This window comes from Nostoc sp., assembly GCF_036917515.1.
Lineage (GTDB): Bacteria > Cyanobacteriota > Cyanobacteriia > Cyanobacteriales > Nostocaceae > Nostoc.
Map to the genome: position 1 here is coordinate 1 of NZ_JBALDE010000277.1, position 23,404 is coordinate 23,404.

Below are 23,404 nucleotides of genomic sequence, written 5' to 3' on the forward strand. Positions count from 1 at the left end.
TTGGATAGGTTTATACGGACAAAATTGGATTACTGCTTTTCATGAGTGTCAAATATGGGTTGAGGAACTCATGGGTTCTATTCGCAATAAACAGAAGTTTTATCGCCAGGGTTTGAAAGCTATGTCACTTATACAGCAAGCTCTTTAGCTCCCCTGTCGCCCCCTGAACTCAGATATTGTACCTTTGCTGGTAGATCTACAGGGTGCAGCATCAGCCACAACGTTAAAAGGATTGGCTGAAAATTTAGCTCAACAAATTATCGAAGCTGCACGGCGATTACCCCGCACAGTAAACTTGCCTAATCCAGATGCCAAGAAACTAGCTGAAGATCCATTTCCGGCGCTGCAAACTTGGTTCACAGAAATAGAACGCAGCAACCGCAGTCAGCGATTTCTCCTCTGTCTGGATGAATATGAACGCCTGGATGAAGTAGTGAAAGCAACAAGCAGCCGTGCGCCACTCAACTTTATTCGTAACCTGCTGCAATACCAACAGAACTGGATTGTAATTTTTAGTGGTTCACACGAGTTATCTGAACTTGACGATTACTGGAGTGACTATTTAATTAACACCCGTGCTTTGCGAATGACCTACCTGCAAGAGTCAGAAGCCCGCGATTTGATTTTACATCCAGTGGAGAACTTCACCAATATATATGAACCAACTGCTGTAGATGCAATTATCCAACTGACTCGCTGTCAGCCTTTTCTTGTTCAGTTGGTATGTTACGAGTTGGTGGAGTCGCTAAACGGCGATATTAGAAAAAACCAGGGAAATGCAGATACAGTAAAAGCTACTGCCCAAAATGTCGAAGAGATTATTCCTCAAGTGCTTGAGGTAGGCGTTCAGTATTTTCGGGAATTATGGACGAGTTTAGCAGATAGCGATCGCTCTCTGCTGCGCCGGATAATCCACGGGGAAACTCCCACACAGCAAGACAAAGGCGTTGTCCGCAAACTAACGCGAAAAGAAATGTTGACTCAAGAAGGCAATGCCTTTCAAGTGCCTTTAGTACAAAAATATATAGAACAGTTGCTTGAAGAAGAATAAGCGTAATTCATAATTACCGCTTGTTAATTTGTTCTTATCGCAATTTTCGTTACAAACACGACGTTTTCATTACCAACGTCACGATTTTTATTACAAACGAAATGATTTTCGTTACAAACACGACGTTTTCATAACTAACGCTACGATTTTCGTTACAAACACGACGTTTTCATTACCAACGCTACGATTTTCGTTACAAACAAGATGATTTTTGTTACAAACACCACAATTTTGTTACAAACATCATAATTCTCGTTACAAACATCACGATTTCGCGCTGTACTATGGCCATAGTCATATAGATTAAGGCATTTTGAAAGCGTGAATGTCAGGAAGAGTAATGTTTTTACCTTCTGCCTCCTGCCTCCTGCCTCCTGCTATAGCTTCCTAAATTCAACTTAACTATGAAATATCACAGTCAGTAGAGGCAGGAACGCCAACAGAAAGCCATGCCAGGATTGCAATTGAGCTTCTGGCGTTGCTTCTGGTGGTGCTAATAAAGCTTCTACTCTTTGTTCTAAGCGATCTGCACCAGAGGAACCTAATGCAGCACAGCAAATTTCCGATAAGACGGGACTGCTACTAACTACTAATAAAAGTGATTCTGCTAACACCAGAGGGTCTACCTGCAATGCTGCATAACCGTCAGCACGGAGTTCGCGCAAAGCTAACAATTCTTCCCACAAAGGCTCTGTATTCGGCAACCATGCAGTGCAGGAACGCACCCAACCCAGCCAGAAAAACCAGAACGTATCCCTGTAATGGTGATGCCCTTGCTCATGGGCTAAGACGCTTTCTAAATGAGCGGGTGAGAGAGTTTGCACTAATCCTTGGCTAACCACTAGTTCTGGTTGCCAAAAACCAATTTGACCTGCGAACAGCGCCCCCGTTTTCAGCAGTCTGGCTCGTCTATCGCCAACATTCACTAAGGGGTAGTTACGGGCAGATTCTACAGACTGCCAACCTTGGAAAGCAAGTTTAATGCATGAAATGGCAAAAAATGCCAAATAAATTAATGCAAGTAAATAGCTAATTGAGCCTGTATACATCCCGCCCATTTGTCCTTGAGGCCCCATGAACAGCACAGCGATCGCAGTCATGAAAATTAGCAAGGGGGGGAAGAGAAACAAAAATAGCGATCGCTGCCACCGCAGATTCCAATTACCTTGGCGTTGATTCCAGGAGGATCTTAACCACCAAGCAACTACCAAAGCATTCAAAATCATCATTAAATGGATCATTTTTCCTCCCTGGCTTGGCGTGCAGATTGAATACGTTTAGCGATCGCAGCTATTTGCTCGCTAGCTGCTTCATCCAGACTATCAGCAAAGGCAGCAACAACATCGGGATTTCCCACTGCCAAAAATCGCTGTAACTGCTCGTGAGCTTTGATCACTTCTGATTGCTGCTTACTCAGCAATGGCCGCCAATAGAATGCCCGCTCTTTTTTGTCGCAGGCCAGCCAACCTTTATCAGTGAGGCGACGTAAAACAGTGGTGACAGAAGTATACGCTAATTCGCGGTTGGGATCGGCGAGGATGCGATCGTGTACATCCTTGACTGTGACTGAACCAAGTTCCCAGATGATATTTAAAATTTCTGCTTCCAATGGCCCTAAAGATAGTTGTTTAGGGCGGTAGTCAGGTAAAGGTGCCATAGCGATTTTCGATTTGGGATGAGCAAAGTGGAGGTAAAAATTTTAGTTTCTATTTGGCAAGTTTAGTCAGGATGCGTAGTGGTGCTAACTTGAAATGCCAAATACAGCTTGAGAAAATCTGTTCTTGTTTTAGATTACAGGATAGTGCAGCAAATCTGAAAGTCTAAAAGGGCTTTTTGAGTATTTTTGTCTTGAATGGGTTAGATCGTGCATTTTGATGTTAAAAAATACTTTGGGAACAATTGTGATTATAGTTAGTAACATCAACTAAGTAGAATGTTATTTGCCGCAGTAGTATATAAAACAGGTGTATCCAGCCCGTGAAGTTATTCGTATACCACACTCCTGAACTGACTCCAACGGATAAAGCGCCAGAATGTGCGATCGCAGTCGATGTCTTGCGAGCCACTAGCACAATTGCGACTGTCTTGGCATCTGGAGGTGAAGCTGTACAAGTATTCAGCGATTTAGATCGGTTAATTGAAGTTAGCGAAAAATGGCCCCCTGAAAAACGTCTGCGGGCTGGAGAACGCGGTGGCGCGAAAGTAGCTGGTTTTGAGTTGGGTAACTCTCCCCTCGACTGCACACCAGAATTAGTACAGGGACGACGTTTGTTTATCAGTACCACAAATGGCACTCGTGCCTTACAACGGGTACAAGACTCCCCAAATGTATTAGCAGCAGCTTTGATTAACCGGGCGGCGGTAGTGCAATTTCTTTTAGAGAAGCAACCAGAAACAGTGTGGATTGTCGGTTCCGGTTGGGAAGGCAGTTTTTCTTTAGAGGATACAGTTTGTGCGGGTGCGATCGCTCATAGTATTTTGCAACAAAGCAACTTGTCACCAGAAGAACTCGCTGGTAACGATGAAGTAATTAGTGCGATCGCTCTTTACTCTCAATGGCAAGATAACTTATTGGGATTACTTCACCAAGCTAGTCACGGACAACGATTATTGCGTCTTGACTGTCAAGAAGATTTAAAATATTGTTCCCAAACTGATACTTTAGATGTTTTGCCCATGCAATATGAAACGGGAGTATTAAAAAGTCAAAAGAAATAGGGAATGAGGGACAGGGGAGCAGGGGAGCAGAGGAGCAAGGGAGCAGGGGAGCAGAGGAGAATAATCAATACCCAATGCCCAATACCCAATACCCAATGCCCTATGCCCCATGCTCAATTTTCAAATCTGTAAGCATTTGTCGGAGTCTTTGTTGCCAATGGGGGGGATAAGTCCCTAAAATTGCAGAAATTTTTGCACAAGCAAGGACGGAATAAGCAGGGCGACGGGCTAGTGTCGGATATTCGGCAGTTGTAATGGGGAAAATACGTTCAACTTTCAAAGGGAAGTTTAATTGTTGTGCTTGTTCAAAAATAGCAACGGCAAAGTCATACCAGCTAGCAACGCCGCTATTAGTGTAGTGATAAATGCCACTAATTTCTGGGGTTAACTGGGAAATCATCTGCGCTATAACTGCGGCTATATCTTGTGCCCAAGTCGGGCTACCAATTTGATCGGCAACAACACGGAGTTCTTGGCGTTCTGCACCTAGTCGCAGCATGGTTTTGACAAAGTTACTTTTGCCAAAGGTTCCATAAACCCAAGCAGTGCGGAGAATGAGATGATGGGCGCAAGTTTCTTGAATAGCTTCTTCTCCAGCGAGTTTGGTTTTACCATAGACACTCAAGGGATTAGTCGCATGAGTTTCTTGATAAGGGCTACAGCCATTACCATCAAAAACGTAATCAGTTGAAATATGAATTAGAAAAGCTCCTAATTTTTGGCTTTCTTGGGCAAGAATTAAGGGTGCAGTAGCATTAATAGCGGTAGCAAGTTCAGGTTCACTTTCGGCTTTATCTACAGCAGTATAAGCGGCGGCATTAATGATAATTTGCGGCTGCTTGAATCTGATAACTTTGCGGAGGGTATCGGGTTGAGCAAGGTCTACTGTTGGGCGTGCTACTGAGATAATATCGCCGGATGATGAGAGTATTTGTTGTAGTTCCTTACCCACTTGACCGTTGCTACCAATCAGCAAAATTGATTTAGTCATTTGTCATTTGTCGTAAGTCATTTGTCAAAGAGATGCCACGCCCATTCTTTAATGTGGTTTGAATTAGTCCGATGAAAGACAGAGTTTTTCCACCCACCATAAAAGTAAGCTTAGGGTATCACAAGAGACGGGGTATGTACCAATGACCAATGACTACTTAATCAAATACTTCAGCAGTTCTCAAAGATTTACCAGCTTGGTCTTTAGCTGATAAAATCGGTGGCCCACTTAGGGGCCAATCTATCGCTAAATCTGGATCATTCCATAGAATTGTGTGATCGCTTCGGGGCGCGTAGTAATCTGTAGTTTTGTAGAGAACTTCGGCTATTTCTGAAACTGCAAGAAAACCGTGAGCAAAGCCTGGTGGTATCCACAGTAGGCGTTTGTTTTTAGCACTGAGTTCATAACCTACCCATTTACCGAAGGTAGGCGAACTTTTTCTAATGTCTACGGCTACGTCGAAAATAGTGCCAACAATAGCACGAATGAGTTTACCTTGGGGTTGTTGGATTTGATAGTGCAATCCACGTAGGACGTTTTGTTTAGAGCAAGAGTGGTTATCTTGGACGAAGTTCGTAACAATCCCTATCTCTTGAGCAAAACTTTGGTGGTTGTAAGCTTCAAAAAAGAAACCGCGATCGTCTCCAAATACTTGGGGTTCGAGTTGGATAACTTCGGGAATTTTGGTATGTACAATGCTCATTAATATCACAAGTAATGTGCCACAGTATTAATTACAAGAGTAATTTAATACTTGTATTTTACAGGTATTAGAATTAAGACTTTGACTGTAGTTTTTTTGTTTTGAATAAGTAAATCACGTTAGTTCAATTTGACAGTCATCACCAATCATAAATCGCAAGGCTTTAGGGCGACGAAGTGCAAGACTCAATTGTGCCCTTTGTCCAATTACACTATCAATAATACGCTGATGAATTCCGGCAATTTTAGCACCTTCTAAAATAACGCTGTGTTCTAAATCAGTATCAATGAGTGTGACATTGTTAGCGATGCTACTATAAGGGCCAATAAAGCAGTTTTCTAAATGACAATTGCTACCAATGACTACTGGCCCCCGAATTGTGCAGTTAATTACTTTAGATTTTACCCCGATTTGGACTCGTCCAATAATCTGACTTTGGGCATCAATTTCGCCCACAACTGATGCTGTTAGATAGGTATCGAGAATCAATCTATTAGCTTCTAATAAATCATCTTTTTTACCAGTATCTAACCACCAGCCTTGGAGATTGTGGGCTAAGACCTGCTTTTGCTGATTAATGAGGTATTGAATGGCATCAGTGATTTCCAACTCGCCTCTGGTGGAAGGTTGGATATTTGCGATCGCATCATAAATGAGGTGAGAAAAGAAATAAACCCCTACTAATGCCAGATTTGAAGGAGGAACTTTGGGTTTTTCAATTAACTGTAATACCCGTCCTGTTTCATCCACCTGAGCCACACCAAAGGCACTAGGGTTAGCAACTGAACGTAAGAGAATCAAAGCATCTGGCTGTTGTTGGTTAAATTGTTGCAGAAAGTAACGTAACTCACCTAGTTGAATCAGATTATCGCCTAAGTACATCACAAAGGGAGAATCTCCTAAAAAAGGACGAGCGACTTGGACGGCGTGAGCAAGTCCAAGTGGCTGGTCTTGTACGATATAGCTGATGTTTGCTCCAAAGTTTTCTCCATTTCCGGTTTTTCCTTGGACTTCTGCCCCGGTTTCTGGACTGATGATGATGCCAATATCAGTAATACCAGCCGCGACCATTTCTTCAATGCCGTACCATAAAACAGGTTTGTTAGCAACTGGTACAAGTTGTTTTGCCCCGCTGTAGGTAAGGGGACGTAAGCGTGTACCTTTACCGCCAGAAAGAATTAGTGCTTTCATAGTGCTTTCATCAGGATTTAGGATTAATTACAAGTCATTAGTCAAGATAATCTGAAAACTTGACAAAATCCCAAATGATTGGATTTAAGTTATGGTGTTAGTATGATGTTAGTTTGGATGTACCCTAATTTAGCTGAAAGGATTAACAGAATTTGAGCAGTTTAGGCTCCTTGCGTCTAGCAATAATTAGCAATCCCCGATCGGGTAATACTTGGCTACGAAAAATGCTGGCAGCCAGTTATGAAATGGCTGAACTGGCGGTGCATCATCCGGCTGACATTTCCTGGCACTTGCTACCAGCAAGATTAGTGCTTCAGATTCATTGGCACAGAAGTGATGATTTCGTTTCATTGCTAGCTGAGCAAGGATTTCGTGTGGTAGCTCTTGCCCGCCATCCCTTGGATGTATTGATTTCTATTCTGCATTTTGCCAGCTACGAACCGGATACTGCCAAGTGGCTAAAAGGTGAAGGAGGAACTGAGATTTCCATCCTTGAGAAAACGCCCCTTAGCCCAGAGTTTATCAACTATGCCACTGGGAGTAGAGCAGCAGCACTTCTCTCCATTAGCCCGGAATGGTGGAGGCGAGAAGACACATTGAAAGTTCGTTACGAAAATCTGGTGAATGATGCGGTCAAGGAACTTGCCCAGTTTAACGAACAACTGGGACTGACCCCAGTCAAGCCTATATTAGATGTGGTTTCGTTACATTCCATCGATCGCCTCCGCACCATGAGTACAAATAATCACTTCTGGCAAGGAAAGTATGCTCTCTGGAAGAAGCTTCTTATAGCACCCGTTGCTCAAGAGATTGCTCTTGCCCATCAAAGCGTGTTAGCTAAACTTGAGTATGTGTGTAATGCTAACCCTACTCTAACCGAAGAGCAGGCGATTGCTAACTGGAATGCCATTGCAGTAAAGAACTAAGCTTATTTCGCAGTGTCTCTATTTTCTAGAAATCAGCCATTATAGGTACTGCTTGAGAACTTCGGCGGTAGCAAGTCCTGTCTTTGCCCAACTGAACTGACTGGCACGGTTGAGGCCAAGGGTACGTAGACGTGATCGCAATTCTGGATTAGTTGCGATCGCCTGCATTGCCTCTGTAATTTCTCCGGTGTTGTAGGGATTGACTAGAATCGCCGCATCGCCAGCCACTTCAGGTAAGGAGGAGAGATTGGAGGTAATGACGGGAGTCCCACAAGCCATTGCTTCGAGGACAGGTAAACCAAAACCTTCCCAGAGACTGGAGAAAACCAGAGCGATCGCTTGATTAATTATTTTTGGTAATTCGTTGTAAGGTACATAGTCAAGAAACTTTACCTGATTAGTTACACCCAATTCTGCAACTTGCACTTTTAAAGTAGGGGTGTAACGCGAATCAATTGGCCCTACTAACCATAGTTCATAATCTTTGCAGTTAGGTAACGCCGCAAAAGCACTGATGAGTCGCTGGATGTTTTTGTAAGGATCTTGGCGACCAATGTAGAGAAAGTAGTTGCACTTAGATAAATTGAGAGGAAGGAAGTGAGTGCGATCGTGCGCTAAAGGAATCGGAGTAATTTTACTGGCGGGAATTTGGTAAAAATCCGTGATGTCTTTAGCCGTAGTCTGGGAGATGCAAATAATGTGTTGTGCTTGCTTAAGGACTTGAGGAGTATAGTGGCGGTGGTAGGCTGTGAGTGGTGAGAAGCGTTTAGCAAAGCGCAACGGTATCATATCAAAAGATGTGACAACAAAACGACAATTGCTATAAAGGGGTGCTTCTGGTAGCGGGGAGAATAAAAGACTTGATTTGAGGTTTTTATATATTTGTGGTAGTTGAAATTGTGTCCAGAGGAGGCGGTTAAAATGACCTTTAGTGCCGTGGTTTGGGGTTAAGTTTGACGGTATTGGATAACAGTCAAAATCGGGATATTTTTGCGCTACTAATAGAGCAGGTTGCAAAGATTTTAAATAAGGAAAAATATTTTGAGCATAGTTGCCTATACCCGTTGGTTGAGCTAAGAGAATAGATAAGTTAACAATTAATTGGTTAGAGGAAACATTATCTACTATATTCATTTAGTATTTTTTTATTTGGCTAGAAAAATAATAATTTTGACATTATCACAAATTACATAATACTATGGCAAATTAAGAACTGTAGCTTCTTACATAGCTTTTCTGACAATCATACCAAAGGATGTAGAAGCAAAACGATCGACTAATAATTTTAAATGTGCTTCTTGTGGTATATCATGTACTTGATTGTAATATGGAGGAATATCAATAAATTTATCTAACACGCGAGAACCAATATTGAAATCTAGAGGTACTACTTGATGTCCTGCCGCAGTTAGTTTTTTAGCAATTTGTTCAAAATCTTTTTTTCTAAAAAGTACTGTTCCCTTATTGTCAATAGTTTCTTCTTCTTCTAAATAATTAAATTCTGTCGTTTGTATACTTATTCCTCCAGGAACTAGAGTTTTTAAAGAATTTTCGATAAATAGAAGTCCATTTTTAATGCTACCTAGATGTTCTAATGCACAAGCAGACCAGCAGAAATCATATTTACCCTCTAAGTAAGCAGGAATAGCATTCATATCGACATATTTTAGACTCACATTTTTAGTAAATAGTTCTTTTGTACATAACTCAGGACGGAATATCTTTTCTAAAGAAGACATATTTTGTTTAGTTTCTATCCAACCCTGTGCAGCTGATGCTGCTGGATCTAAATCTGTAGCCGTAATCGCAATATCATAAGCAGCAAGAATACTTGGCAGAGGTTCTTCACCACAACCAAAACCTAAGCCTTTACGTCCAGGAGTAAGTAAATCGTATTCATATAATGCTTGTAAAATATAGCAAAATTCCCACAATTTTCGATGGTATGCTACAGGAATTTTCATCTCTTGACACCAGTAGAAAAACCAATGTGATTCAATATCATTTTGTTGACAAGCTTTGGATTGTAAATTAATTTTTTGTGGTGATAAATTACTAGGTATTGTCAACTGCTCGCGCAAATTACGAGCATATTCATAACCGAAAGTTTTAATATTCAAGCTTATAGCATCTGTTTTTTTCAATAATCTTAATAGATTCAATATAGCTTTTACGAATTGTGATATTTTGTCTAACATAATTTTCGACTTACTTTTTAGTTTATTATGTAATAACAATTCTCTGTGAAGTTGCACATTATTTTAACTCCTCCTATCTTCACCAAAAAAAACATCGGGGAGGTGCCGTAGGTAGTAGGGTTCTTTCTATGCGTCTTCATAAATAATTGGTATAAAATTTAATTGCTTAATTTTGGTCTTTTACCAAAATATTACTGGTAACAAAAAGTTTTATTAGTATTTCATTTAACAAATAATAGGGTAACTATATCACTTTTGTAAACTGTCATTTAGTGTTAATTTTGATGAAATTCCATAGTATTTATAGCCAAAAATTGACTGTAAAGTTAATAATGTCAGATTGAAAAATCGCAGATTTGTAGGAATACTGAAAGCGTAAGTTGTTAAACCTGTGGTTTTTTTAGACAAAAAAGATAGATTGAACAACAAATTTTTAAGCTTTTATTTAAACTAAATTTAATTATATAAATAAGAGAGAAACTCTTCAGCAGATTCTTGCCATGAAAATGGTACATACTCATTTCTTATGCGCTCTACCAAATTATTGTAGTAAATATCTGAATCAAGTAGCTCTTTTAAAGCTTCATACAGTTCTGTTGGTTGAGTAGGAGAGAAATATCTACAAAAATCACCTCCTACTTCAGGTAAGGAGCCACCATTGCTGGCAATTACAGGTTTACAGTGTTGTAGTGCTTCTACCACAGGTAATCCAAATCCTTCATAAAAGGAGGCTTGAACTAAACAGTAACAGTTTTGATAGAGAAAATCTAGTTGAGCATCGGTAACAGAACCTAGTATTTCTATGAGCTTGCCATACATTTTATTAGATTCTATCAAATTATCAGTTTTTGAGTCCCAACCTTTATTACCTGCAAAAACTAAAAATACATCATCATAACTAGAATTTATCAATAAATCAAAGGCTGCAATAATAGTTTTAATATTTTTATGAGGTACTAAGCTTCCAACTACTAAAATATATTTTTTGTTAAGTAATTTCTGCAACTTTACATCAGAGTTCTTATATTCTTTACTTAGCAAACAATCATGTTTATAATAGTTACCGCCCAAACGAAAGCTTTGAACAATTTGTGAGTTTTTCTTAGCTAGTATTCCTTGTTGTCTTGCATTCATATAATCTTCAGCACTCCTCTTAGAAATACATAATACTTTATCGAATAAAATAGAATAATCGGTGTAGAATTTTGTAAAAGCTTTAGTAAATCTCTTGGAAGAAAACTCTGGGAATTTTATTGGAATAAGATCGTAACATATAACTACAATAGTAACTTTATGAATTTCTAAAAGTTGTAGAAATCGGTAATAAGTTTTAGGTAAATCCCAGTTAGCATCAGCTATCACATAAATATCTCCTGGCTGGACTATAGAATCTTCAAATTTAAGGAAAATTTTTTTGTTTGCTGAATTTGAATCAAACCAATCAATCAAATTTAATATATACAAAAAATTTATAAATTTATTTTTCAGTTTCAAAAGTAGAGATTGAACTTTTATATTTATTTTACTTAGATCAAGATATTTATTAACCTTAACAAAATAGTCATCTTGCTGTTTATTAAGATTAGTCACTCTCCTCATAAAACTACCATCAAACATAACCGTTACTATTTCTATCTCTGTGCAGTTTGAGCTTATTTGCAATAATTCAGAAGCTAGCTCTCGAACTACTCTATGGATTCCAGTATTTTTATATGTATGTTTTGCCGTATGAGTACAATCTATAAATATCTTCATTCTAAAACCTACTTAGAAATATTGTTATTATAAATTATTAATAATTTTTTACTTAAAAAACTTACCTAAGAAAACCCATAACTAAAAAACTCAGTAGTTACATTCTTAGGTAAGCTATTTTACTTTTTCCTCGTCTCAAGTTAATGGTTATTTATAAGTAAGAAACTAAAAAGCTAACTGCTTAATTTCTTAAGGTCATAATCAACCATTAACTCAACCAATTGATTAAAAGAGTATTGAGGCTGCCAACCTATTCCCATTTTAATTTTATCAATGCAACCAACTAACTGTACTGGTTCATCAGCGCGATAAAAAGCGGGGTCAACCGAGACATAATCTTGCCAATTAAGCCCAACACAGTCAAAAGCACACTCAACAAGTTCTTTAACAGAGTAGGTTTCACCACTAGCAATGAGGTAGTCATCAGGTTGTTCCTGCTGCAACATTAGCCACATAGCGTAAACAGCATCTTTGGCATAGCACCAATCACGACGGGCATCTAGGTTACCTAATTTTAGTTCATTTGCCAAACCTAATTTAATTTGGGCAGCTGCGTGTGTGATTTTGCGAAATACAAATTCTGTCCCACGTCGAGGTGATTCGTGAGTATAAGTAATACCACAACAGTTGTAAAGGTTGTATTTCTGCCGATAGTTGACAGTCATCCAATGAGCATAAGCTTTGGCAACTCCATAAGGATTCCGGGGACGAAAGGCAGTGCGTTCGGTTTGAGGCGATTCGTCGGGTTGACCAAAAACTTCACTACTGGATGCTTGATAGAATCTAGCATCAGGTTTGCAGCGACGAATAGATTCTAAGAGGCGAGAGACACCGAGAGCTGTATATTCAGCAGTAAGAGCAGGTTGTGTCCAAGAGAGTGGAACGTAGCTTTGAGAGGCAAGATTGTATATTTCGTCTGGTTGGCATTCGCTCACTACATCCATGAGGGATGATTGATCGAGGAGGTCGCCGGATACGATTTGAATGTCGCCATAAAGGTGGGTGATACGCTCTAGATTACTGGTGCTAGAACGGCGGACTAGACCAAAGACTTGGTAGCCTTTTGCTATGAGTAGTTCGGCAAGATATGAACCATCTTGTCCAGTTAACCCGGTGATTAGGGCTTTTTTTGTTGTCATGCTCACTTTTTTTTACAATATATTTCTTCTCTGTAAATACTGAATTATAGCGTTGATACTTTTGGTTTAATACCAACTAAAACTGGATATACTCCTAGCGATAAAACTCTAAATTCTAGTATAGATGTTGTCTCTATAACAAACTTCAGTTTTGTCTTTTCTTTCTTTAAGAGATCTCTTAAAGTAAGTTCTTTTTTAGCTAAAACTAGTGCACCAGAATTAGTAGAAATATCTGCGATCGCTACAATTAAATCTAGATTCCTTTTAGATATTTCATTATCATTATTAGAGGCTAAGAGTTCAAATTCGACTAAATATTTACCTTTGCAATAAGAATCGTAAGGACCAAAGATTGCAAATCCTTGTCCATCATCAGGATTTACAATCACAAAATACTCTTGCTTTACTTTGATTATTGAACCAATACCATGAAAAATTACTTCATTTTTAATTTTTTGGTTTTCCAGATAAAACTCCTGCATTCGCTTAATTAGAGTTTTATCTGCAAGATCAATCTCTTGAAATTTTTGACATGTTACCCACCAAACAAAGCAATTTTGCGGATCCTGATTAATTGCCTTTTTAATATCTTCTTGATAGAAATTTATGTCTAAACAAGGTTCAATATATCTGCCAAATAAATTAGGTGGGATTCCTAACAAATCTTTTGAGATCAAACCGAATAAATCTTGAATTTTAAAACCTGAGATTGACAAAAGCTCACATACTTGTTGAAAAGTTAGTTCATGTATATGTTCTGGCTGTTTCCATCCATATCTATTAGTAACAGTATAATTGGGACTATCAAGTACAAAAATGCCATTTGGTTTAAGTACTCTATTGACTTCTAACAGGAAACTTACCTGTGATTCCCAAGATATATGTTCAATAAATTGACCAGCAAATACTAAGTCAAAACTTTGTGACTCTATTAACCTTAGATCATCCCCATCATGTTGAATCCAAGTTACATTATTTGGTAAATCTAGTGGCTTTGAATTTAAATCTATACCAGTGTGATTTTCAATAGAGTGAGGATAAAATTTATCGAACCACTCGAAGTACCAATTTCCAGCACATCCAATACTTAATATTTCCTTAGATTGTGGTATTTTTGCAAGGCAAATAGAACGACATTCGTGTAAAAAATCATTAAAGTTGAGTTTTTTTCCTAAAGGAGGCTGTATTAATATCGCAGTATTGTTGAAATCAAAATTTTCAACTACTTGCTCTTCTTCCTGATAAGAATTATCAATAGCTCTAGCAAAAGTAGTAAGTACTTTTTTTGATGCATTAGGTATAACTTTAGCTAATTCACGTCCTACATAGTCAGCAAGTTTTTTACTTTTTGCTTGAGGTGAAGAAAGTATTTGCTGGATAAATTCTGTATATAAATTAGCACATTTGTCTAGAGAATGTTCTTTAGCAATATACTTATATGCATTTTTGCTCAGGGATTTTCTGTAGTCTGAGTTTTGAGTTAGTAAAATAAGAGATTTCAATATCTCTTGTACTTCATCACTTTGTCCAGGATTGGGTATTTTGAACACCACATCATTGGGAAAATCAGAGAAGGAGCCGATATCTGTAACAATAGTAGGCTTACCAACAGACAAAATTCGCAGAAGTGATGCAGAGCTTTCTCCGTTAAAAGGAAATCTTAAATTTAGGCATATATCTGATACTTCTATGTAACGGTAAAAATCCGGCATATTGACATAGCCAGTAACTTTTACTCGCTCTTGTAAACTTAGCTTTTTAATTTCATTTTCTATATTAATCGTACCAAGATAATCAGTACCACCCACAAATACTAAGTAAGCATTAGGTTGAGTTACAAGATACTTCTTAAATGCATAAATAATTTGTAGCGGACGTTTAGTTTTATTAATAAATCCAAAGGTTGATATTATAAGTTTATCATCTGGAAGATCCAACTCTTTACATTGATCTCTTAGTGATTTTTCCTTAACAACATACTTTGGCACTATCTGAGGTATATGAACAATATGGCTATTATCATTAGTAAATTCTTTAATAGCACAGTTATAAGCCCATTTGCTGTGTAATATAACTCCTAAAGAGCGCGTAAAAATTCTTCTATTTATATAAAGACCTACTTCTGATAACTTCTCATTAATATCTAAATCTTTTATTTTTAAAAGGTTTAAAATTTTTAGTGCTTTATCTTTTCCATAACAGTGTTCTAGTTCTTTAGAAAATTTAATACCAAGTTCTGGACAACGAGCTTCCATATAATTAATCAGCCCTCCCAAGTAATAGTCATGTAACACAGATATTCCAGAATATCTCATTAATTGGGAGTACATATAAGAATGGTAGCTACTATTCCCTATCTGGTAAATAATACCTTCATATACTTGAGACTTTAATTTTTCTTCAAATTTACTATGAGAAAATAAGTTATTACTGATGTTGATATCGGGCAAATAACTATCATCATGGTATAAATCAAGGTTAATGTGTTGTTCTAATGATGGTAATAAGTCTCGACTATAGTCTGCTATACCAGATTTAGCTGGTGGGAATGGGCTAAAAAAAGCTATTTGTGGTTTTTGATTAACTGAAATAGATACTTTATTTAATAGCTGATGCTCTTGAAACACATCAAGCATATTTTTAGCAACAGATTGCCAAGAGAATTTTGCTGATTGCTGAAGTGCATCCTCTGAGATTTTTGTTCTAAGGTTCTCATCAGATAGAACTTTTTGCATGATCCCAGCCATATCAGAAGGTGAGTATGGATCGAACAGTAATTCATCAGAACCTAAAATTTCTGGCAAAGATGAGCTATTACTTGCAATCGATGGTGCGCCACATGAAATAGCCTCAAGTAGTGGTAAACCAAAGCCTTCATAAAAAGAAGGAAAAACAAATAGAGAGCAGGTTGAGTATAAAGCTCTTAATTCTTCATCTGTAACATAATTTGTTAATATTATAGATTTATTAATCCCTAATTTTGACGCAAAGCTAGTTATTTCTTTACTAAAATGCTCAGAAACTTTGCAGGCAACTACTAATTGGTAACATTCTTGCAAATTCTTGGGTAAGGCAGAAAAAGCAGTGACTAGCCCTTCAATATTCTTTCGCCAATCTTCGCCTCCTGTATAAAGAACAAATTTTTTGTAAATACCAAACTTCCTTGCAAAAGTTTCGAGCCAAGCTTGCTGTTCATGAGCAGGAATCGGAGTAAAAAAAGCAGAAACACCACCCGAAACGTTTAAAACTCTCTCAGGGGGTATATCGAGGAATTTAATTACATCTTGGCGCGTAGCTTCCGAGATTGCAAATATAAAATCAGCATTTTGTATATTTTTTAAGCGCTTCATATAGAGTGAGCGCATATTTGACTCATTTAAGTATCTATCAGAAAAGATGAGAGGTATTAAATCATAGCAAATGACAAAAACTTTTTTAGGAAAATCGCTATAGTCAGGTATTGTGGAGTCTAAACCTTCCATAGGACTAGGTATAAATATTATGTCAACATCTGCTGCCATTAAAACAGTTTTTAATAGTAGTTCATTGATGTCGCAACTACCAATGTACGGGTAATCTACAGAATTATACTTAAAGTAATTATCATCCAGTTCTGGGACTAGTAAATTACTATTAGTATATAACTGGTAACTGAGAGTATTTTGCTGTTTAAATAGAGCTTCTATTACAGATTGTGTATAACGACCAATACCTCTATTTCTAGAATTATTTGTTTGCAGAGCTTGAAGATCAATGGCTATTTTCATGCTGCGTCCATTTGAGATTTAATTTTTTATACAAGGTTTTTTTTACATACCAACATAGCTACTGCGCCAGGAAGGTAATTATCTGGATTATGTTCTTTTTCAGATGCTTCTAATTCATTTTCAGTGATAGTCCAAGTAAAGTCATCCTTACGTACTCCATAGGATATTTGAACTATCCTGAAATCTTGAATTAGTTTTTGTAGTGATTCTTGGTTATATATTCGATGTACTGGTGTTAAAGCTTTTTTACCATAGGGAACTGTGAGTATAAAACTACCTTCTGGCTTTAAAAGTACACTAATCTGTTGGGCAGCTTTAACATCATAATTCTCTCCTGTTTCATCTCCATACCATCCTAAGCCAATATGTTCCAAAGTTGATAAAGCAATCACACAATCAAAACTAGCTGGCGGTAAGACAGGGTTGCAGATATCAGTTTTAATAAACTTCAAGTTGGGATGAAATAACGCTATGGGGCGAATATCTATTGCTGTAACTGAGTAATTAAAACTAGCTAACTCATACGAAAGGAGACTTTCAGCAGCGCCTACATCTAAAATTTCTATATGCCTAGATTGATACAAATAAGCTAGAGAATGCATGACAAAAGTCTTTTCTAAAATTCTTTCTGTAGTCTCAACCCAGTAAGCTTCACCATTTTCACGATGACCTACCCATATTGGATCATTAAACCATAACCCACTTTTAATTTTTGCTTCCTCAGCAGAAGCAAATTGACTGGCTACACTATTATTAACTTGAAGTTCAGCAGAGAGTTGTTCTATTTTCTGTTCAAGTTGAGGTAGTTGGTCTATTTTCTGCTCAATCTGAGAAAACTGTTCCATTTTCTGCTCAAGTTGAGGTAGTTGTTCTATTTTTTGCTTAAGCTGAGAAAGCTGTTCTATTTTCTGCTCAAGCTGAGAAAACTTCTTATTTACCTCTTTATCCCTTGTAGAATATTCATCACTTTTTTGAATTAAATTGTATAAAAGTTGTCTAACAACAGAATTATAATAAACTTGTCTTTTAAAAATAGGCCATGCTATTTTCTTTAAAATATTTTTTAGCCATTTACGAATAGTATTTGTATATATATCATTAAAAAATAATAAATAGTTTCCATCAATTTCTGTCACATAATTGTTGTTATTTATTGCTTGATGAGGTAGATTTATTGTTCTGCTTGATTCATTTTCTTCATTTCCATCCGGACGATCAAATTTAACTGATTGTTGATAAACATCACTAATACGCTCTAATATTTTTTCGTAATCCATCTGATTCTCCTGAAATTTATCATTAATCATTATTGCCAAAAGAATATATTTTTATTTTTAGTAAATTTTATTTAAAGCCTAACTATAATAGTCTATCTAATTATATTAGTTGTCCAATTCACATGGTTCACTAAATATTTTTCTTGAAAGTAGAATTATTACTAATAACTCAATAATTAATATTAGATAATTTACATTAAATTTTACTCACTGAGTTTAAATAGGAGTCGGCAGTTTCATCCGCGTTTCCCATAAAACGCACTTTTCCTTGATCTAACCAAATTCCTCGAACGCAAGACTGTTTTATAAATTTTAAATCATGAGAAACTACTAATACAGTAGCGTTCTGATTCCAAAATTGCTCAATTCTTCGCTTACACTTGTTTTTGAAACTTTCATCTCCTACCGACAATACTTCATCCAATATCAAAATGTCCGGCTGTATATCAGTGGCGATCGCAAATCCTAATCGTGCTACCATTCCAGAAGATAATCCCTTTACTGGTACTAATGCATAATCTTCTAACTCTGCAAACTCTAATATTGAAAGCGTTCTTTTCCGCATTTCTGTTCGAGAATATCCCAGTAATACGCCATATAGTAAAATATTATCCATTACAGAAATTTCTGCATCAAACCCCGCTCCAAGTTCAATCAATGGAGCAATTTGACCGCGTACTCGCACCAAACCACTCGTAGGTCGCAAAATCCCAGAAATTATCTTTAATAGTGTTGATTTTCCAGATCCATTTGCCCCTATAATTCCTATTTTTTCACCTCTTTCAACAACTAAATCAATTTCATTTAGCACCTGTTTCTTCGCAGGCTGGTAATATTTACCTTCTAAAACAGATAAAAGTGTTTTCTTTAGGTCATAAGAAAACTCTTCTTGTGTCCGTCGCCACAGCGAAACTCGATCTAGGCGAATTACTTCCATCTTTTACAGCAAATCCATGAATTGATGCCGCCACAACTGAAAACAAACCCATCCCAATGACAAAATAATTATGCCACTAAGCAAGGCTCCCCAAATTAAACTTAAATCCGGTAGCACTCCCGATAGTGTAATCTGACGGATACTTTCAATAACTGGTGATAAAGGATTTAACCCTAAAAACGCTTTTACTGTTTTTGGAACAATGTCTGGCGGATAAAAAACAGGACTACTGATCCAAATTACAAATATAATTAACTCATAAAAATAAGGTAAATCTCTAAAAAATACATATAAAGCGCTTACTAAAAAACCAACTCCCGTACAGACTAAAACCAGTGCTAAAAATGGAAATAGCAATGCCAGCACATTTACTAAACTTTTGGATTTAACAAAAGTTATAATTCCTAACAAGGGCAGCACTCCGACGCAAAACTGAAATACATTTGCTGCAATCATTGATATTGGAAAAATACTGACTGGCAGACGAATTTTATTTAAAAGTGAGCCATTGCCTACTACACTACTCAGTGCCTGAGAAGTAGAAGCTGAAAAAAAGTTGATTACCACTAGCCCTGTAAATGCTGCTAGTACATAGTTTGGTATTGAGTTATTGTAATATGACGAAAACGTTGTCCCAAAAATCGCAGTGTATAGCCCGGTCATAATCAACGGGTTCAAGAGTGACCAATAAACCCCCAGAAATGAACCCCGATAACGCACTTTAAGATTTCGCGCTACCAAGACGTGCAGCAATTCCCAGTAGCGCCAAACTTGCAACCAAGTTGAATTACTTTTAACTGAAAGCTTCATCCTTACACACCGCTACAGATCATAGCTAAATTATTTGCAGATTTTATACTATTGGTGGCTACTTTACCGCATTACTTTAACAATAAAAACTTTATTTTCAAAAGCATTGTTAAACACACAAGTTACTAGTTACCATTTTTCTACTTTTAATCACATCCTATCCGGGCAAGACCAATTAATTTATCAATTGGTTCCATAGAACTATCTACCACAAATAATTAGGCTTTTTACCATATAATTGCTTTATCGTCAATAACAATATTGTTCATGAGACGGTCTAAGCGCCATTCTATCTAGCGAAGTCATGCGATCGCAGCCGTTCTTGTTCCAACAGCAATTGTAATTTTGGTATTTATTGTTGCCTTACGATAGTAATTTTTCAAGTATAACTATGCAATTGCTTTTGGTGTCTATGACCAAAAAAGACAAAGATTGAGTATGTACCTGTTTGGTTGTTGATTTAATTTTAAGTTGTGAAGTCAAGAGTTGGGAATTATTCTCCCCCATCTCCACTGAATTTATGAGAGCAGAGTCACGGATTCCGCTACACTGAGACTTGGTTTATCTGAATTGTAATCAGGCATGGAAATCGGACAAAAGGTTAAAGTCTTTCGTTTACGCGATCGCGTTTCTCCCCCAATTGTGAAAAAACTCGGACAAGTGGGCATCATCCAAGGCTACAAAGTTACTGATGGTGCTGGGATCGGTATTGTGGTAATGTTTGACGACAATTTTTCCACTTGGTTTTTTGAAGATGAAATCAAACCTGTGTAATTGTAAAGAACTCAGATCCGAGTTTTTCTTGATATCTGAAGTTTCAACCACAGGTTGAGAGTCTTTGTTGAGTGCTAAGTTGGAGTTGAAAAGCTCGGCGGTGAAAATAGGAATCAACTAATGGCTCTAATTTTGACATTTTTGGGCAAAGGCGGTACCGCTCGTACCAAAATTGCGATCGCCGCCGCCAAATTATTGGCAAGTCAAGGCAAGCGCGTACTCCTAGCAGGACAAGCAGAACCAACATTGCAAAACCTGCTGGGTATTCCCATTGCTGCCGATCCTCAGGAAATCGCTCCCAATTTGCAAGCAGTCCAGTTTCAAGCGTCTGTACTGCTAGAGCGCAACTGGGACGAAGTGAAGAAACTTGAGGCACAATATCTCCGCACGCCAATCTTCAAAGACGTTTTTGGTCAAGAACTGGTAGTATTGCCGGGGATGGACAACGCCCTAGCACTGAATGCTATCCGCGAATATGATGCCAGTGGCAAATATGATGCGATCGTCTACGATGGCACGGGCGACTCTTTAACGCTGCGAACGTTAGGTTTGCCAGAATCTCTTAGTTGGTATGTTCGACGATTTCGGCAATTGTTTGTCAACTCCGATTTGGGAAAGACGATTACTGAATCACCCTTGATTCAACCGCTGATTAGTAGTTTTTTCAATATCAACTGGACAGCAGATAACTTTGCAGGACCCACTAACCAAGTCAATAATTTCTTAGAAAAAGGGAGAGCCGCTCTTGCCGATCCCAAGCGTCTTGCTGCTTTCTTAGTGACTACAGGAGATCCCATTGAAGTAGCAAATGCTCGTTATTTATGGGGTAGCGCTCAACAAATCGGTTTAACTGTCGGTGGTGTTCTGCTTGTGTCGACTGAGACAAATGTCAAACTGTCAGAGGAATTTACACCCCTACTTGTAAGCGTCGTTCCCGACTCGTCAACAGGTGACTGGCAACCACTGATAGACGCCCTACCGAACTTTGAAGCACAAGCTTTACAGGCTCCCAAACCTATTGAAATAGACATCCACAATCGTCAAGTACGCTTATTCTTGCCAGGATTTGACAAAAAGCAGGTCAAGCTTACCCAATATGGGCCAGAAGTCACGGTAGAAGCAGGAGATCAGCGGCGCAATATTCCCTTACCCCCAGCTTTGAGTGGCAGACCTGTTGCTGGAGCAAAGTTTCAGAATAATTATTTGATAATTTCGTTTTAAATTATGGGAACGAGGTATGGAGAAGCCCGCTTGATTACTTACAGCAGTTTTCATATCATTTGAATCACACCTGGCATAGGGGCGCAAGGCCTTGCGCCCCTATCGCGTGGTCTATTTAACTGAAAATAGCTGTAATTAAACCTGAAGAACTCCAAAGAGGCAAAGCTAGGTCTTGTCTCCCCTTTCCTTTGATAAGGGAAGGGAGATTGTGGGAATCATAACTAATTATTTAGACATTATTAAGTAGTAGGACAGAATTAATTACATAATGTCATTGCGAGTCTAATGAAGTGAAACGAAGCATAAGTCTTTCAGACACGCTTCGCAAATGTAAGGAATTGAAGTTGCAACTCTTGGAGACGCTTTGCGCCAACGAGAACATCAGGGGCAAACACAATGACTGTAAATATTTTTGTCCAGCTACTTATTATCAAAATAATTAGAAGTATCTAAGCTTCCACAAAAGGCTTCGGTGCTACAAAAGGCCTTACGCTCCAATTAGGATCCTTCACCAGGGCAATCGACTGACTAGTTGGCACGAAGCCATCCATCTTCCAAATAACGTTCTCGCCGCTTGCCTTGTTACGCCAGAGGATATCAGATTTACCATCGTTGTTGAAGTCACCAGTACCTACAATTTGCCAATTAGGATCCTTCACCTGGGTAATCAACTGACTAGTTTGCACCGAGAAGCCATTCATCTGCCAAATGACGTTCTCGCCGCTTGCCTTGTTACGCCAAAGGATATCAGATTTACCGTCGTTATTGAAGTCACCAGTACCTACAATTTGCCAATTAGGATCCTTCACCTGGGTAATCAACTGACTAGCTTGTACCGAGAAGCCATTCATCTGCCAAATGACGTTCTCGCCACTTTGTACGTTACGCCAGAGGATATCAGATTTACCGTCTTTATTGAAGTCACCAGTACCTACAATTTGCCAATTAGGATCCTTCACTTGGGTGAGCAACTGACTGGCTTGCACTGAGAAGCCATTCATCTGCCAAATGACATTCTCGCCACTTTGTACGTTACGCCAGAGGATATCAGATTTACCGTCTTTATTGAAGTCACCAGTACCTACAATTTGCCAATTGGGATCCTTCACCTGGGTAATCAACTGACTGGCTTGCACTGACAAGCCATCTTTATTCATCTGCCAAATGACGTTCTCGCCGCTTGCTTTGTTGCGCCAGAGGACATCAGCTGTGCCGTCACCGTTGAAGTCACCAGTACCTACAATTTGCCAGTTGGGATCCTTCACTATAGTTAAAGAGTAAGGTTTTTGCGAAAAGTCCTTCATCAGTTGCCAAACCACATTTTGCCCGGTGTCACTGTTGCGCCACAGCAGATTGGGTAAGGTGGCGATCGCCACTGTGCTGCTAGGGCTGCTCAACGACCCATCACTGACACTGAGGCTATAGCTGGGTGCGGTTTCACCGCCACTGCGGACAAAGCGAACTGCCCCAGAGTTTATCTGTGCTTGGGTAAAGCTGGTAATCGCAACACCCGCATTCGCCACCAACTCAAACTGTCCACCGCTGATACCACTAGCAGTGTAGGTGAGTTGAGCTGGGGTGTTATCGGGGTCAGTAGCGTTGATATTGCTGCTGGAGAGAACCACACTGCCACCTTCGCTAATGTTCAACAAGTTGGTGCTGATAGTGGGGGCATCGTTGACGTTGGTGAAGGTGCCGATCGCCACTGTGCTGCTAGGGCTGCTCAACGACCCATCACTGACACTGAGGCTATAGCTAGGTGCGATTTCACCGCCATTGTGGACAAAGCGAACTGCCCCAGAGTTTATCTGTGCTTGGGTAAAGCTGGTAATCGCAACACCTGCATTCGCTACCAACTCAAACTGTCCACCGCTGATACCACTAGCAGTGTAGGTGAGTTGAGCTGGGGTGTTATCGGGGTCAGTAGCGTTGATATTGCTGCTGGA

Annotated in this window: 19 protein-coding genes; 5 read left to right on the forward strand and 14 right to left on the reverse strand. The window is 38.6% G+C overall.

Annotated elements, in window-relative coordinates; all coding sequences use genetic code 11:
* Window positions 1-184: 184 nt before the first annotated feature.
* Window positions 185-1,051, forward strand: coding sequence for a hypothetical protein (locus V7K89_RS34865; RefSeq protein WP_335195438.1), 867 nt, complete (start codon window positions 185-187; stop codon window positions 1,049-1,051).
* Between the two features lie 398 nt (window positions 1,052-1,449).
* Here the strand turns inward: V7K89_RS34865 and V7K89_RS34870 are convergent, their stop codons facing one another.
* A complete protein-coding gene (locus V7K89_RS34870) occupies window positions 1,450-2,292 on the reverse strand; it encodes a M56 family metallopeptidase (protein ID WP_335195439.1) in 843 nt (280 codons plus the stop codon).
* Entirely contained in the window at window positions 2,289-2,708 is a 420-nt protein-coding gene (locus V7K89_RS34875; RefSeq protein ID WP_335195440.1) for a BlaI/MecI/CopY family transcriptional regulator, read from the reverse strand. The genes V7K89_RS34870 and V7K89_RS34875 overlap by 4 nt, the downstream gene beginning before the upstream one ends.
* 320 nt (window positions 2,709-3,028) lie before the next feature.
* On the opposite strand from V7K89_RS34875, the gene V7K89_RS34880 reads away from it, so the two are divergent.
* Window positions 3,029-3,769, forward strand: a complete 741-nt coding sequence (locus tag V7K89_RS34880; RefSeq protein WP_335195441.1) for a 2-phosphosulfolactate phosphatase family protein — start codon at window positions 3,029-3,031, stop codon at window positions 3,767-3,769.
* 100 nt (window positions 3,770-3,869) lie between these two features.
* Here the strand turns inward: V7K89_RS34880 and rfbD are convergent, their stop codons facing one another.
* The 3 genes from rfbD to V7K89_RS34895 all read right to left on the reverse strand — a co-directional run bounded on the left by rfbD (window position 3,870) and on the right by V7K89_RS34895 (window position 6,654).
* A complete protein-coding gene (rfbD, locus tag V7K89_RS34885; RefSeq protein ID WP_335195442.1) occupies window positions 3,870-4,760 on the reverse strand; it encodes a dTDP-4-dehydrorhamnose reductase in 891 nt (296 codons plus the stop codon).
* A 157-nt stretch (window positions 4,761-4,917) separates the two neighbouring features.
* Complete coding sequence (rfbC, locus tag V7K89_RS34890) at window positions 4,918-5,463, reverse strand: dTDP-4-dehydrorhamnose 3,5-epimerase (RefSeq protein WP_335195443.1); 546 nt, start codon at window positions 5,461-5,463, stop codon at window positions 4,918-4,920.
* A 114-nt stretch (window positions 5,464-5,577) separates the two neighbouring features.
* Window positions 5,578-6,654 (reverse strand): glucose-1-phosphate thymidylyltransferase, encoded by a 1,077-nt coding sequence (locus V7K89_RS34895; protein WP_335195444.1) that lies wholly within the window; start codon window positions 6,652-6,654, stop codon window positions 5,578-5,580.
* Between the two features lie 152 nt (window positions 6,655-6,806).
* Here V7K89_RS34895 and V7K89_RS34900 point away from each other — a divergent pair, with 152 nt between their 5' ends.
* A complete protein-coding gene (locus tag V7K89_RS34900) occupies window positions 6,807-7,580 on the forward strand; it encodes a sulfotransferase domain-containing protein (RefSeq protein ID WP_335195445.1) in 774 nt (257 codons plus the stop codon).
* A gap of 39 nt (window positions 7,581-7,619) precedes the next feature.
* Here the strand turns inward: V7K89_RS34900 and V7K89_RS34905 are convergent, their stop codons facing one another.
* The 8 genes from V7K89_RS34905 to V7K89_RS34940 form a co-directional block, all read right to left on the reverse strand.
* Window positions 7,620-8,714 carry a glycosyltransferase family 4 protein gene (locus V7K89_RS34905; protein ID WP_335195446.1) on the reverse strand — a complete coding sequence of 365 codons (1,095 nt, stop codon included), beginning with the start codon at window positions 8,712-8,714 and terminating at the stop codon, window positions 7,620-7,622.
* Window positions 8,715-8,803: 89 nt separating this feature from the next.
* The gene (locus tag V7K89_RS34910) at window positions 8,804-9,778 is read right to left on the reverse strand and encodes a hypothetical protein (RefSeq protein WP_335195447.1); all 975 of its coding nucleotides are present in this window, start codon (window positions 9,776-9,778) and stop codon (window positions 8,804-8,806) included.
* Between the two features lie 456 nt (window positions 9,779-10,234).
* Window positions 10,235-11,533, reverse strand: a complete 1,299-nt coding sequence (locus V7K89_RS34915) for a glycosyltransferase family 4 protein (protein ID WP_335195448.1) — start codon at window positions 11,531-11,533, stop codon at window positions 10,235-10,237.
* Window positions 11,534-11,706: 173 nt separating this feature from the next.
* On the reverse strand, window positions 11,707-12,672 hold the full coding sequence (locus V7K89_RS34920) for a GDP-mannose 4,6-dehydratase (protein WP_335195449.1): 966 nt from the start codon (window positions 12,670-12,672) through the stop codon (window positions 11,707-11,709).
* Window positions 12,673-12,716: 44 nt separating this feature from the next.
* Complete coding sequence (locus V7K89_RS34925) at window positions 12,717-16,439, reverse strand: glycosyltransferase (RefSeq protein WP_335195450.1); 3,723 nt, start codon at window positions 16,437-16,439, stop codon at window positions 12,717-12,719.
* Between the two features lie 26 nt (window positions 16,440-16,465).
* Window positions 16,466-17,746 (reverse strand): class I SAM-dependent methyltransferase, encoded by a 1,281-nt coding sequence (locus V7K89_RS34930; protein ID WP_335195451.1) that lies wholly within the window; start codon window positions 17,744-17,746, stop codon window positions 16,466-16,468.
* A 166-nt stretch (window positions 17,747-17,912) separates the two neighbouring features.
* Window positions 17,913-18,653, reverse strand: coding sequence for an ABC transporter ATP-binding protein (locus V7K89_RS34935; RefSeq protein WP_335195452.1), 741 nt, complete (start codon window positions 18,651-18,653; stop codon window positions 17,913-17,915).
* Between the two features lie 3 nt (window positions 18,654-18,656).
* The gene (locus V7K89_RS34940; RefSeq protein WP_335195453.1) at window positions 18,657-19,463 is read right to left on the reverse strand and encodes an ABC transporter permease; all 807 of its coding nucleotides are present in this window, start codon (window positions 19,461-19,463) and stop codon (window positions 18,657-18,659) included.
* A gap of 582 nt (window positions 19,464-20,045) precedes the next feature.
* On the opposite strand from V7K89_RS34940, the gene petP reads away from it, so the two are divergent.
* Together petP and V7K89_RS34950 are read left to right on the forward strand one after the other, a co-directional pair.
* The gene (petP, locus tag V7K89_RS34945) at window positions 20,046-20,237 is read left to right on the forward strand and encodes a cytochrome b6f subunit PetP (protein ID WP_335195454.1); all 192 of its coding nucleotides are present in this window, start codon (window positions 20,046-20,048) and stop codon (window positions 20,235-20,237) included.
* A 120-nt stretch (window positions 20,238-20,357) separates the two neighbouring features.
* Window positions 20,358-21,458, forward strand: a complete 1,101-nt coding sequence (locus tag V7K89_RS34950) for a Get3/ArsA fold putative tail anchor-mediating ATPase NosAFP (RefSeq protein WP_335195455.1) — start codon at window positions 20,358-20,360, stop codon at window positions 21,456-21,458.
* A 449-nt stretch (window positions 21,459-21,907) separates the two neighbouring features.
* On the opposite strand, the gene V7K89_RS34955 is transcribed toward V7K89_RS34950, so the two are convergent.
* Window positions 21,908-23,404: cadherin-like domain-containing protein (locus V7K89_RS34955; RefSeq protein WP_335195456.1), on the reverse strand; the 1,497-nt coding region annotated here is incomplete at its 5' end.